Annotated in this window: 11 protein-coding genes; 2 read left to right on the forward strand and 9 right to left on the reverse strand. The window is 58.3% G+C overall.

Features of this window, described 5'->3' with window-relative positions:
• The first annotated feature begins 1 nt into the window (after position 1).
• A complete protein-coding gene (locus ACP15L_RS05165) occupies positions 2–2,005 on the forward strand; it encodes a capsular polysaccharide biosynthesis protein (protein ID WP_425083372.1) in 2,004 nt (667 codons plus the stop codon).
• Here the strand turns inward: ACP15L_RS05165 and ribD are convergent.
• The 5 genes from ribD to ACP15L_RS05190 form a co-directional block, all read right to left on the reverse strand.
• Positions 2,002–3,102, reverse strand: coding sequence for a bifunctional diaminohydroxyphosphoribosylaminopyrimidine deaminase/5-amino-6-(5-phosphoribosylamino)uracil reductase RibD (ribD, locus tag ACP15L_RS05170; RefSeq protein WP_425083373.1), 1,101 nt, complete (start codon positions 3,100–3,102; stop codon positions 2,002–2,004). The genes ACP15L_RS05165 and ribD overlap by 4 nt on opposite strands.
• On the reverse strand, positions 3,099–3,569 hold the full coding sequence (gene nrdR / locus ACP15L_RS05175; protein ID WP_170376254.1) for a transcriptional regulator NrdR: 471 nt from the start codon (positions 3,567–3,569) through the stop codon (positions 3,099–3,101). Before nrdR ends, ribD begins: the two co-directional genes overlap by 4 nt.
• Positions 3,570–3,687: 118 nt before the next feature.
• The gene (locus ACP15L_RS05180; RefSeq protein WP_425083374.1) at positions 3,688–4,101 is read right to left on the reverse strand and encodes a secondary thiamine-phosphate synthase enzyme YjbQ; all 414 of its coding nucleotides are present in this window, start codon (positions 4,099–4,101) and stop codon (positions 3,688–3,690) included.
• Between the two features lie 636 nt (positions 4,102–4,737).
• Positions 4,738–5,148 carry a DUF4166 domain-containing protein gene (locus ACP15L_RS05185; protein WP_425083375.1) on the reverse strand — a complete coding sequence of 137 codons (411 nt, stop codon included), beginning with the start codon at positions 5,146–5,148 and terminating at the stop codon, positions 4,738–4,740.
• Positions 5,145–5,588 (reverse strand): thiol-disulfide oxidoreductase DCC family protein, encoded by a 444-nt coding sequence (locus ACP15L_RS05190; RefSeq protein ID WP_425083376.1) that lies wholly within the window; start codon positions 5,586–5,588, stop codon positions 5,145–5,147. Before ACP15L_RS05190 ends, ACP15L_RS05185 begins: the two co-directional genes overlap by 4 nt.
• Positions 5,589–5,871: 283 nt before the next feature.
• On the opposite strand from ACP15L_RS05190, the gene ACP15L_RS05195 reads away from it, so the two are divergent.
• Complete coding sequence (locus ACP15L_RS05195; RefSeq protein WP_425083377.1) at positions 5,872–6,909, forward strand: helix-turn-helix domain-containing protein; 1,038 nt, start codon at positions 5,872–5,874, stop codon at positions 6,907–6,909.
• A 153-nt stretch (positions 6,910–7,062) separates the two neighbouring features.
• Here ACP15L_RS05195 and rpoD read toward each other — a convergent pair whose 3' ends face one another.
• The 4 genes from rpoD to ACP15L_RS05215 all read right to left on the reverse strand — a co-directional run bounded on the left by rpoD (position 7,063) and on the right by ACP15L_RS05215 (position 13,040).
• Positions 7,063–9,051, reverse strand: a complete 1,989-nt coding sequence (gene rpoD, locus ACP15L_RS05200) for an RNA polymerase sigma factor RpoD (protein WP_425083378.1) — start codon at positions 9,049–9,051, stop codon at positions 7,063–7,065.
• A gap of 114 nt (positions 9,052–9,165) precedes the next feature.
• Complete coding sequence (gene dnaG, locus ACP15L_RS05205; protein WP_425083379.1) at positions 9,166–11,115, reverse strand: DNA primase; 1,950 nt, start codon at positions 11,113–11,115, stop codon at positions 9,166–9,168.
• A gap of 80 nt (positions 11,116–11,195) precedes the next feature.
• Positions 11,196–11,492, reverse strand: coding sequence for a hypothetical protein (locus ACP15L_RS05210; protein WP_170376237.1), 297 nt, complete (start codon positions 11,490–11,492; stop codon positions 11,196–11,198).
• Positions 11,493–11,609: 117 nt separating this feature from the next.
• Positions 11,610–13,040: a Glu/Leu/Phe/Val family dehydrogenase gene (locus ACP15L_RS05215; protein WP_170376235.1), complete on the reverse strand. Its 1,431-nt coding sequence runs from the start codon at positions 13,038–13,040 to the stop codon at positions 11,610–11,612.
• Positions 13,041–13,334 lie beyond the last annotated feature (294 nt).

Below are 13,334 nucleotides of genomic sequence, written 5' to 3' on the forward strand. Positions count from 1 at the left end.
CATGACCCATGGGGACCCCACCGCAACTGGCGCGGCGCGGTCCCGGGCATTTGTCTACAATGGCGGGTTTCTGACCAACCGGCGCCTCGGGCGCATTCTATCCCTTTCGGGATATGACATCCGGCTGGGCCTGCCCCGACCCGAAGACACCGTCGCCATTTGGGGCAACAGCCCTACCGCCCATCGCGGGCGACGTATCGCTCAGGAGCGGGGCACCCCTTTGCTGCGAGTCGAGGACGCCTTTCTACGATCTCTCCATCCCGGCCGCGAGGGCGAGCCGCCTCTGGGTCTGCTTCTGGATCGCTCGGGCCTGCACTTTGACCCGGCCCAACCGTCAGATCTGGAAACGCTTCTAGCGACACATCCGCTGGATGATACCGCGCTTCTGAACCGGGCGCGTGGCGCGATTGAGCGCCTGAAAGAACTGAACCTCAGCAAGTATTCCGCCTTTGACCCCGACGCGCCGATCCCCGACCCCGGCTATGTGCTGGTGATTGATCAGACGGTCGGTGATGCTTCGGTCACGGCCAGCCGAGGGGACCGTGCCCGGTTTCTTGAGATGCTGGTGATCGCACAAGAAGAAAATCCTGGGATGCCGGTTCTGATCAAGACCCATCCTGAAACACTGGCTGGTCACCGCACCGGGCACTACACCGAACAGGACCTCTCGGATCGCGTTTCCTTCGTTGCGGACAACATCAGCCCTTGGTCGCTGCTGGACGGCGCGGTTAGTGTCTATACGCTCTCATCGCAAATGGGGTTCGAGGCCATTCTCGCCGGTCACAAACCCCGCGTCTTCGGGCAGCCATTCTATGCCGGATGGGGTTTGACGCAGGACGAAAACCCCGTTCAACGCAGACAACGCAATCTAACGCGCGCCCAGCTGTTCGCTGCAGCCATGATGCTCTACCCCGTTTGGTATGATGCCTATAGGGACCATTTATGTGAGCTAGAGATCGTGCTGGATACGCTTGCGGCGCAGACCCGCGTGTGGCGGCAAGATCGTTTGGGATGGACAGCGTCGGGCATGCGGATGTGGAAGCGTAAGCATCTGCAAGCCATGTTCGGCCAGCACCAGAAGATACGGTTTGTGCCGTCGCCACCTGCCCCATCCACCGGCCCACACATGGTCTGGGCCAATCAATCCCGGGAGGCCGAGGGTGTCACCCGTATCGAGGATGGCTTTCTCCGCTCACGCGGATTGGGGGCAGATCTTGTGCCTCCCCTGTCGCTGGTGACGGATGATCTGGGTATCTACTACGACCCGACCCAAACCAGCCGATTGGAAGAATGGATATCCAAGCGCGAAACTCTGCGTCCGGATCAGGAATACCGTGCCGAGCGGGTGATCTCAGCCCTCGTGTCCGAAGGGCTGAGCAAATACAACACCGGCGGCGCTGCGCCGCCTCTGCCCAAAGGTCACCGTATTCTGGTGCCGGGGCAGGTCGAGGACGACGCCTCAATCCTGCTAGGCACCAGCGTCATCCGCACCAATCTGGACCTGCTGCGCGAGGTTCGGGCTGCCAATCCCGATGCCGTAGTGATTTACAAACCCCATCCGGATGTCGAGGCTGGCCTGCGTTCGGGCCGGATCGACACCGAGGGGTTGGCGGATGTGATCGCGACTGAAACAGACCCATCGGCCTTGCTGTCTGAGATGCAGGAGGTCTGGACCATGACCTCGCTTATGGGGTTCGAAGCGCTGCTGCGCGGAATTCCGGTGACCACTTTTGGCGCGCCCTTCTACGCAGGTTGGGGCCTGACCACGGATCTGGGCAGCGTCCCGGCCCGTCGCGGCGCGCGTCCGTCGCTGCTGGGTTTGGTGCATGCCAGCCTGATCGACTATCCCCGCTATCTAGATCCGGTGACCGGCGTACCCTGCCCCGTCGAAGTTGCCATTGAACGGTTGGCCCAGGGGCAGCCACCCAAACGCGGGCCGCTGAATCGCGCCTTGTCAAAGCTACAGGGCGCTTTTTCCACCCATGCCCATCTCTGGCGACGCTAATGCGTCGTTCGCGCCCAACGGTGCAATACGTCGCCACCGACCGGGCGCGCCTCGATCAACTCGAACCGAGGGGCGCTGTCTAGTTTTTCCAGCCCCAACGCGCCAATCGCCGAAAGACCCTCGGCGCCGATGGTTAAACCAGCCGTGAAACCGACAAGCTCATCGACCAGATCTTGCGCCAGCAGAGACGCCGCTAAAGCCGAACCGCCTTCGCAGAAAACACTTGTCAGTCCTTCCTGGCCCAGCTGCTGCAGCAGGTCGCGCGCATCAACCTGATGGTCGTGCAACGCACAGGGCAACAGCCTCGCGCCCAACCCTTCCCAAGTGCGGGCGCGCTCGGCGTCGGGATGCGGGCCATGACATAGCCAGACGGGCGTTTTTGAGGCTGTGCGCGCCAGTTGGCCCATTAAGGGTAAATCCAAATGGCGCGAGACAATCACGCGCACCGGCTGACGCTCTATCCCCAGATCCCGAACCGTAAGCGAGGGATCATCCGCGCGCGCCGTGCCAGCGCCGACCATGACGGCATCGTGTCGGGCGCGCATCGCGTGAACCTCGCGTCGCGCAGTTGATCCGGTGATCCACTGGCTATGTCCGGTGGACGTGGCAATCCGCCCGTCAAAGCTGTTGGCCAGTTTCAACGTCACAAACGGACGGCCCTGTTCGGTTTTCAGAAAGAACCCGGCCAGATCACGCTCGGCCTCTTGCGCCAGCACGCCGGTTTCAACCTCGATCCCGGCCTCGCGCAGCATGGCAAAGCCCTGCCCGGAAACGCGAGGATCGCTATCTTCAATCGCCGCAACAACGCGGGCCACACCGGCCGAGATCAACGCTTCGGCACAGGGCGGTGTCTTGCCGTAGTGGGCGCATGGCTCCAGCGAGACATAGGCCGTGGCCCCTTTCGCCTGCGCACCCGCTTGCGCTAAGGCCTCAGGCTCTGCATGGGGACGCCCGCCGGGTTGAGTCCACCCTCGCCCAACAATCCGCCCATCGCGCACGATAACGCACCCGACAGCCGGGTTGGGCCAGCACGCCCCTTGGCCGCGCCGACCCAAAGACAAAGCCAGCGTCATAAATCGCTTATCTGTTTCGCTCACTCGTCCGTCGAAGGCTGCGGCGGGCGCAGTTCGTGGACAAACTCCTCGAAATCATCGGCCGCCTGGAAATTCTTGTACACACTCGCAAATCGAACATAGGCGACGGTGTCGATCCGCGCCAGAGCTTCCATGACGATCTCGCCAATTCTGTTGGACGGAATATCCGTGTCACCCATACTTTCCAGACGCCGCACAATCCCCGAGATCATCTGATCAATCCGTTCAGGATCAACCGGGCGCTTCTGCATCGAGATACGGATCGAGCGTTCCAGCTTATCGCGATCAAAGTCCTCGCGTTTTCCGTTGGTTTTGATCACCACCAGATCGCGCAACTGAACCCGTTCATAGGTCGTAAAACGCCCTCCGCAGGCCGGGCAAAACCGACGTCGGCGTATTGCAACGTGATCCTCTGCCGGGCGTGAATCTTTCACCTGAGTGTCGATATTTCCGCAAAACGGGCAGCGCATCCGCCGTCTCCTCGTCCCTAGCTGGCCTCTTTTGTAAGCACTTTGGCTTACTTATCCACAACTATAGGGCAGCCGCTAGGATTTGGGTAGTCGGAATTTTGCACCCCAAAATAAAGGGTCAGGACAGATGTGCCGCGACCAGCCGCCGATGCGGGGCGCGGCGGTGTTCAAACAGGTATATCCCCTGCCAAGTTCCCAAAACCATCTGACTCTGACGGACAGGAATGGACAGGGAAACTGGCATCATCGCCGCTTTGATATGGGCTGGCATGTCATCCGGCCCTTCATACGTATGGCGCAGGTAAGACATTGAGGGCTGATCGGACGGGGGCACCAGGCGCTCAAAAAACGCATGCAAATCCGTCTGCACCTCGGGGTCTGCGTTCTCTTGCACCAGCAAAGAACAGGATGTGTGCCTGACGAACAGCGTCAGGACACCATCCCGTTCAAAGGAACTAAGCCAATCAGCGACTTGAGACGTGAATTCGTATAAACTGGGCCCATCGGTCTGGAGCGCGAATTCTGTCTGCATTCTGGGTTAAACCTCTTGCCTTACCTGCTGAAAATCGGCCTACGACCGCACCGAGCGTTTGCACTCTGTACGGACATACTGGAACCAGAAACGAAGGGGCCACGTGAGCTGCCGGATTGCGCGGACGCATCAGCCGAAGGCGGCTTCAGCGAAAACTGCACGGCCGTTCTACGCCCGGTTGTCACACTAGGTCCATAGCCTCGCAACACATAGATGGGGTCCTGCCATCCCGCCCCAAGTCCGCGTCGTGCAAAATCTGCAGCCGCACACCAATATCCATCCGTATCATCCCTACTGCGGGGAACGACTTCGAAGTCGGTGCCATTGATTGAATTAGTCTGGAAACCCAAACGCTCCGCGTTCGCCGCCAAGGGAATACTCAGGACAACCACCGCTAGTGCGGCGCAATACCGTAGATTTTTCACCATACTATTTCCTCACTTACTGCGCCTCTTAATCTAGAGGTCAACACGCCCACGGAAAGCAGGCCTCACGATCATTTCAGCCCACCACTATCTATATGTAAAGCGGCGTGAGCGATCCGTTATTGCGAATCAGCAGCCCCAATCCGTGCGCTCCGGCGGCCACGTCAAATCGAAAGCGCCCCAATTCGTCCTGCCACTCGGTCATGGACGATCACGGTTGCAACATCCGAGGGAGCTGCACGCCGAAAACCGCCAGGCGATGGATATGAACCTCCAGCCCACGTTTCGACGCCACAGGCCTTAGCCAGAACGAAAGCGGCCCGAAACGCTCAAGAACGTCGCCCGTTTTTGCATCAAGCCTCAGCTCTGACGTTGTTTTGTGCCCCCCAAAGTCTCGCAGACAGCTGTGGTCTTCATCCTTATTTTGGGTCACCAGCCGAACGGGCACATGCCGGCCTGCAGGGGGAAACCGCCCCAATTTAAGCGCGAGTTGAATGAGAATGCCCTGGCCACGTTCGATATCGCATTCGCCTACATATTCACCCGGGTTTCGATGGATGTCTCGCACGGATTGGGGCAGAACACTTGGGTCCGCCAAAGCCTGAAGAAACGGATCCGTCACGCGTCAAACCCCTGCTCGGCAAAACGCTCAAGGAGAGCAGCATCCGGCATCATACAGGTATCGTACCGACCGAACAGAGCATACCGATTGCGGGCGATCGAGAAATACAGCGGGTCTTTCACAGCGCTCGGCAGAAACCGTACCAGAGATAGAAAAGGCCACACCCCCGGCAGCGCGCGCACAGCCGCCGCAAAGGCATCAAGCCGTTGAAAAACCTTACCATCTACGATCACGAGGTTGGTCTCATAATCCACAACGGGCAGATTCAGCGCCATGTACATCCTTTGCCCAAGCGGAGACCGCGCCGTTGCAAATTCAAAGCGTCGGGTTTTGTCGCGTTTCAGCACGAACCGGAAAAAGCCTGAACACAGAACGCATTCTCCGTCAAAGACGATCAGGTTGCGTCCGTCGAACAGATCGGTTGTGTCAATCCCTGCCATTGCGTCGCTACCTACCCAAGCTTGCGTAACAAGCGTGACATAGGGCCACCAAGTGGACAATGCGACAAGAAGGAGAGGTGTGCCGGGGAACCCGGTGACCGGTTGGTAAGACCGGCGGTGGCTCTGACCTCATCCCCAACAAGGTACTGACCCGGCAACGAAGAGGATATAGGCAGGAACGTTTGACCAGGCTTGTGACCAACTGCCAAATCCATTCGAATTTCTGACAGAAAAGCAGTATGCTGGAACGGCCCCGGTCCAGAGAAAGAAAGGCTTCGCTGCGATGAATGTGGATATTGACCGCCTTCACTTTCTGCGCGAAGCGCTAGACGCGCGATTGGAAAAACGGAACACCTTGGAGGTGCTGGATCGCAGCGGACTTGGGCCGCGGGATCTGCCGGAGGATGCGACCTCCTTTTGCGCCCATAAAGAGGCGCTGTTTGTCCGCTATGCCTGCGATGCTCTGAACGATATCACCTTTGCAGCAAGTGTCGGGCTTGGCGTCACGTCCTCATCGACCTTGACGGCCTACATCAGCAAATACTCACGAGACCTGGAGCAGGTGATTGAAAATACGTCTCATTTCCATGACATGATCGACCCCGCTATCGCCTTCAGCCTGCGCGTTTCGGGGAATTTCGCCGCGTTCGAGGCCCGTTGGAAAGACGCCAGCTTTGCTCGCTATCACCGCCGAACTGAGTTCTTGATGTTTGCCGCCGTCGCCCGATTGCGCAACCTGACACAGACCGATTTCCACCCTATTGAAATACGGTTTCAGCATGAGGTTGGGGATCATACCCATGCCTTCCAGCAACTGGCAGGTTTTCCGGTTGTCTTCGGGTCTGAAAGCCTCGAGATCGTCCTGTCCCCGTCCTCGCTGAACCTGCCCGTCCCGACCTACGACCCCAGCCTGCGCGCCCATCTACTAGAATACGGGGAACGCGTTCTGGCCGAGCGTCGCGTGCCGAAGCAATTGACGCGCGCCAAGGTCGAAGGGCTGATAACCCGCTCGCTGCCGGGCAAAATCCTCAGCGCAGATGATGTCGCGGCAAAACTCGGCATGAGCGCCCGTACCTTTGCCCGCCGATTGCAAAGCGAAGGCACCAGCTACCGCGACATCACCGAGGATTTGCGCTGCGATCTGGCCCAGACCTTCATCACAAATGGAATGAACTTGTCCGAGATCGCTTATTCTCTGGGATACGCCGATCAATCCGCGTTTTCCACAGCGTTCAAGCGTTGGACAGGTCAACCGCCGAGCGCCTTCAAAACGCGGGTTGAGCGTCCGCTGACACTTGGAAGCCGGGGGTCATCAGCTTAGCCGCCTCGCCCCGGCCCGCCCCATGAGTGGACCAGACGGATATAGAAACGGACACGCCACAACACATGTGAAGTCGCGCCAATGTGTTTGGCACATCTGCCAATGTGAACGGTGAAACGAAAAAAGGCGCCTCCGTCCGGGGCGCCTTTGATCTTACTGATCCAGAAAAGACCTCAGTTTCCGCGATCTGCTTGGGTGTTTCAGCTTCCGCAGGGCTTTCGCCTCGATCTGACGGATACGTTCGCGGGTCACGCTGAACTGCTGACCAACCTCTTCCAGAGTGTGGTCGGTGTTCATACCGATGCCGAAACGCATCCGCAGAACCCGTTCCTCACGCGGGGTGAGCGACGCCAGAACCCGGGTCGTGGTTTCCTTGAGGTTTTCCTGAATGGCGCTATCCAGAGGCAGCACGGCATTCTTGTCCTCGATGAAATCACCAAGCTGGCTGTCTTCCTCGTCGCCGATTGGCGTCTCAAGACTGATCGGCTCCTTGGCGATCTTCATCACCTTGCGCACTTTCTCAAGCGGCATCTGCAGCTTTTCGGCCAGTTCTTCCGGCGTCGGCTCGCGGCCGATTTCGTGCAGCATCTGACGACCGGTCCTGACCAGCTTGTTGATCGTTTCGATCATATGCACCGGAATACGGATGGTCCGCGCCTGATCCGCGATAGACCGCGTGATCGCCTGACGGATCCACCAAGTCGCATAGGTCGAGAACTTGTAGCCGCGGCGGTATTCGAACTTATCCACCGCCTTCATCAGGCCGATGTTACCTTCTTGAATAAGATCAAGGAATTGCAGGCCACGGTTCGTGTACTTTTTGGCAATCGAGATCACCAGACGCAGGTTGGCTTCGACCATTTCCTTCTTGGCCTGCCGGGCTTCTTTCTCGCCCTTCTGAACCTGCTGCACGATGCGGCGGAATTCGCTGATATCCAGACCGACATATTGACCGACCTGAGCCATATCACTGCGCAGTTCCTCAACCTTGTCGGTCGAGCGTTCAATGAACATCTGCCAGCCCCGGCCTGGCTTTTCAGCCATATCGGTCAGCCAGTTCGGGTCCAGTTCACGCCCGCGATAGGCGTCAATGAACTCCCGACGGTTGATCCGGGCTTGGTCGGCCAGTTTCACCATCGAGCTGTCCAGAGACATGACGCGGCGGTTGATGCCATAGAGCTGGTCGATCAGCGCCTCAATCCGGTTGTTGTGCAGGTGAAGACCGTTCACCAGTTCAACAATCTCAGCGCGCAGCTTCTGATAGGTCTCTTCGTCTTTTTCACTGAACGAGCCATCTTCGTTCAAAGTGGCCGAAATCCGGCTGTCCTGCATCTCGGACAGCATCGAGAAATCGGTCGAGATCCGTTCAAGCGTGGTTAGAACCTGATCCTTGAGGGCGGCTTCCATCGCGGCCAGCGACATGTTGGCCTGATCGTCCTCGTCATCATCATCGTCATTGCTCAGCGGGTTGCCATCGGCATCCAACTCAGGGCCGGTGTCTTTGGCGGGTTTGGCCGATTGCACGGCCGAGGTATCGACGACCGGCTCTTGCACGTCACCATCTTCGTCCATCTGGTTGCCAAAGGTGGTTTCCAGATCAATGACGTCGCGCAGAAGAATGTCTTCAGACAGAAGTTCGTCATGCCAAATGGTGATCGCCTGGAAGGTCAGAGGGCTTTCGCACAGACCCGCAATCATCGTGTTCCGGCCCGCTTCGATCCGCTTGGCGATGGCGATCTCGCCCTCACGGCTCAGCAGTTCGACCGAACCCATCTCACGCAGATACATGCGGACGGGGTCGTCGGTGCGGTCCAGTTTTTCAGTCGCAGCACCGGCCAGAGCCACCTCACGGTTGTTGTCCGTGGTGGTCAGTTCGGTCGAGCCTTTGTTTTCTTCTTCCTCGGCCTCTTCATCTTCGATGATGTTGATGCCCATCTCGGACAGCATCGACATAACGTCCTCGATCTGCTCCGAACTGACCTGATCAGGCGGCAGAACCTGATTGAGTTGGTCGTAAGTGATGTAACCTTTCTCGCGGGCCTCGGCGATCATCTTCTTGACCTGGGCCTGGCTCATGTCCAGCGAGATTTCCTGTTCCTGCTCTTCTGACTTGCGATCTTCTGACGTGTCTTTGGCGGCCATTCAATGCTCCTGCAGGGATGGGTGATTCGTTTGATCCGAATCATTAGCGCGTGAAACTGATTCGGCCACCCGTTTACCTGTTTTTCTTTTCCAGTGCTTTACGAAAACATCACTTCAGCGGCGTTTCCGTTCGAAATTGATCCCGGACATGATTGCCTTGAACGCATCCTTTTCGTCGCGATTGATTCGCGCGCCATTGTCGGCAATGTCGAAAACGGCCCTGTCCTCATTCTGACTGCGGCTTGTGCGGTTACGCTCTTCGGCGGCTTGCGCCAGCCGATATGTCAACGCCTCATCGGCCAGTTCAGACAGTTCCTCTGCGGCTTCGGCAATCTCAGCATCCAACCCCCGGAGCGCTTTGATTTTCGCGAGTTCCTCGGCCAGCGTCATCTCGGCCTTTTCAACGTCGCCTGGTTTGAACACACAGGGGATCACTGCGACATGGCGAAGGCTCAGCAGATTTTCAAGAGGTTCGGCCCCCAAAGTTTCAACGATATGGTCCCGCAGGTTTTCAGGGTCATCAATCGCATGGCGCAAAATGGCATGACGCAGAGCAGCATGATCAGGATCGTGACAATCCATCTCTTCCAGCTGCGCCTCAAATTGCACCACGACCTGCGGGTTTAGAATCGCAATGGCCAGAATCGCGGCTTCGCGCAGATGGATGTCCGCATTGTCCGAGGACGCGAGGAACGAAGCCCGCGCACCCGCGGTCGCAGGCTGTTTCTGCGGCTGCCACTTCCCCTTCGGTTGCCACGCACGGTTTTGTGACTGTCTCTGCGGGCGAAACAATTGCCAGCGCAGGTCCTTGATCTCTTGCCCGTAGTGGGACCGGATCGAGGGGTCACGGATCAGCTTGATCTTGTCCCGCAGAACCTTGTCGAGCGCAGCTTTGCGTTCAGGGCTGTCAAAAACCTTGCCCTCGGTCTCGCGTTGCCAAAGCAGCTTCACCATCGGGATGGCCCCATCCAGCACGGCCTGAACAGCCCCTGCCCCGTCGGCCCGCAGCAAATCGTCTGGGTCTTTTCCTTCGGGCATCAAAGCAAAGCGCAGGGACTTACCGGCCTCAAGCAGCGGCAAGGCCAAATCAACGGCCCGCATCGCCGCCCGCAGGCCCGCCGTGTCGCCATCCAACGCAATGATCGGCTCATTCGAAATCCGCCAGAGCAACTGCAACTGATGTTCGGTAATCGCCGTTCCAAGCGGAGCAACCGACGCGCCGAACCCAGCCTCGGCCAGTGCGATGACGTCCATATACCCCTCGGCCACGATCAGCGGCTGCCCCTTCCCGGCCGCCTGCCGCGCAGGCCCGTGGTTGTACAGGCTGCGGCCCTTATCGAACAACTCGGTCTCGGGTGAGTTCAGGTATTTGGCGTTGTCATTCGGGTCCATCGCCCGACCGCCGAATGCGATACACCGACCGCGCGGATCACGGATTGGGAACATGATCCGGTTGCGGAACGTGTCATATGGCTTCTTGCCCTTGTTCGACGGCTTAGCCAGACCCGCCCCAAGGATCAGATCTTCGGCCACGTTCTTGCCGGTCAGATGATCCCACAGCGCCTGCCAGCCGTCCGGGGCAAAGCCGATCTCCCATCGCTCCAACGCCTTGGCGTCCAAACCCCGACGGGCCAGATAGTCGCGCGCCGCACTGCCCGCCCCGGTCTTGAGTTGCAGGCGAAAGAACTGAACCGCCTGCTCCATCACCTCGGCCAGTTGCGTGCGGCGGTCTTGTTTTTCCTGCGCTTTCGGGTCGCGCGCGGGCATCGGCATGCCAGCTTCGCGCGCCAGAATTTCTACCGCCTCCATGAAGGAAACGTTTTCCGTTTCCTGTACGAAAGTAAACGCGTTGCCTTTGGCATGACAGCCAAAGCAGTAGTAGAACCCCTTTTGGTCATCCACATGAAAAGACGCCGTTTTTTCGTGGTGAAACGGGCACGGCGCCCACATGTCCCCCTTGCCCTGATTGGATTTTCTCTGATCCCACATGACTTTACGCCCAACAACCTGAGACAGGCTCAGCCGGGTGCGCAGCTCATCGAGAAATCCGGGGGGCAATGACATGGCTCAAACCTGCCAGAAATGAAAACGCGCGCCAAGGGGATGACGCGCGGTTGTCCACAGGGAAATTGCTGAGCTGTGGATTATTGCTGCAAACACAGCTCGAGCCATGCCGCACCAAGATCCTTTTTGCGCACGTCGCGCATCTTTTGCTCATAGACCCAGGGCGTGATCAACGGAATCGCAGCGTTATAGTTCTCGGGCCAAGTGGGGCTGGTTTCAGCCACGGCCTCCACAACGTCGCGCTCTTTCACCTTATCCAGACGCGCTTTCTGGATCGCGGCCACCACATCGGCCTGATACTGGCAGCTTTGTTCCTTGGTTTCGGCGGCGGCCAGAGGCGTTGCAAGCAAGGCTGCAGCGATGGCGATACGCAACATTGAGGTCTCCCGGATTCGTTTGTCTGCGCGCAGCTTACCCGCCAGCACCGTTTTCGCAATCGACGCGCTGCATTCAGTTTGCGAACGGGGCAGAAAAGCCACCCCGTGCGCCAGTTGTCACAGGCCTTTGGCCCGGTAGCTTTTGGCCACGCGATCAATTGCAACGATATAGGCCGCGGTGCGCAGATCCTCGACATCGTCGCGGCTGTGCCAGACCTCGCGCATGGACTGGTAAGCGATCCGCATCGTGTCATCGAGGCCCGAGCGTACCAGCTCCAACTCATCCGCACCTTTGAGGTACTTGGCCTTGAAGTCCGGCGACATTGACCAGGCATCGCCCAGATAACGGTCCAGCCGTTCAAGCTCGCTAACGATCAACTCATGCCGCGCCTCTTCCTGACGGCGCTGCATGCGACCAAATCGAATGTGGCTAAGGTTCTTCACCCATTCGAAATACGAGACTGTCACACCGCCCGCATTGGCATACATGTCAGGAATGATGACGGTGCCCTTCTTGCGCAGAATTTCATCTGCACCCGCGGTCACCGGACCATTCGCGGCCTCGATGATCAGCGGCGCCTTGATCCTGTCGGCGTTGTCCAGATTGATGACGCCTTCCAGAGCCGCCGGGATCAGGATGTCGCAATCCGCCTCAAGCACCGAGGCACCATCGGTTGAATGGGTCGCGTCCGGGAAATCCTTTACGCCACCATGTTTGACGATCCAGTTGCGCACCGCCTCAACGTCGATACCGTCCGGGTTATAAAGCGCACCGTCCCATTCGATGATCCCGATAATACGCGATCCGTCTTCCTCAGCGAGGAACTTGGCCGCGTGGTAGCCCACGTTGCCCAATCCCTGTACAACGACACGCTTGCCGTCCAACTTGCCGGACAAACCGGCCTTGGCGATGTCCTCAGGGTGGCGGAAGAACTCGCGCAGTGCATATTGGATGCCCCGCCCTGTCGCCTCGACCCGCCCGGCAATGCCGCCTGCGTTCAACGGTTTGCCCGTCACACAAGCGCGTGCGTTGATGTCGGTGGTGTTCATCCGTGCGTATTGGTCAGCCATCCAGGCCATCTCGCGCTCACCCGTACCCATGTCAGGGGCCGGAACGTTTTGCGATGGATTGATCAGATCGCGCTTCGCCAGCTCATAGGCAAAGCGTCGAGTGATCTGCTCCATCTCGTGTTCTTCGTATTTGCGCGGATCAATGCACAGCCCGCCTTTCGAGCCGCCAAAAGGCGTCTCAACCAAGGCGCATTTGTAGGTCATCAGCGCAGCAAGCGCCTCAACCTCGTCCTGGTTCACCGCCAAGGCATAACGGATACCGCCCTTGACCGGCTCCATATGCTCGGAATGGACGGAACGGTAGCCGGTGAAAGTGTGAATCTCACCGCGCAAACGCACCCCGAAACGAACCGTGTAGGTGGCGTTGCAGACCCGGATTTTCTGCTCAAGACCAGGCGGCAGATCCATCAGGGACGCCGCCCTGTTGAACATCAGATCCACACTTTCACGAAAGCTCGGTTCCTTGGTGCTGGTCATTAATCCCTCCGTACCGGTGAATGACGAACGTTATGGCGTTTTGTCGCACCACTGGCCCGAAGCTGCAATCTTTTATGATGAAAATTTCATCACTTTATAAACGGGTGATAAAAACCCCCTGCTGAGTCGCCTTGGAAATTTTTGTGGCGATCATTGTCGACACAACAGAAACAAAGCGACCGTCATCCCGTCAAATGCAGCGGTTTGCCGTTCAATCCCAGCAGCATAGTGGCAAAGTCGCCCAAATCTCGCCACGTTCGCCGACTACATTCTTTAAGTTGATATGACCCGCCT

The sequence above is a fragment of the Ruegeria profundi genome (genome assembly GCF_049800715.1).
Classification (GTDB): Bacteria; Pseudomonadota; Alphaproteobacteria; order Rhodobacterales; family Rhodobacteraceae; genus Ruegeria; species Ruegeria profundi_A.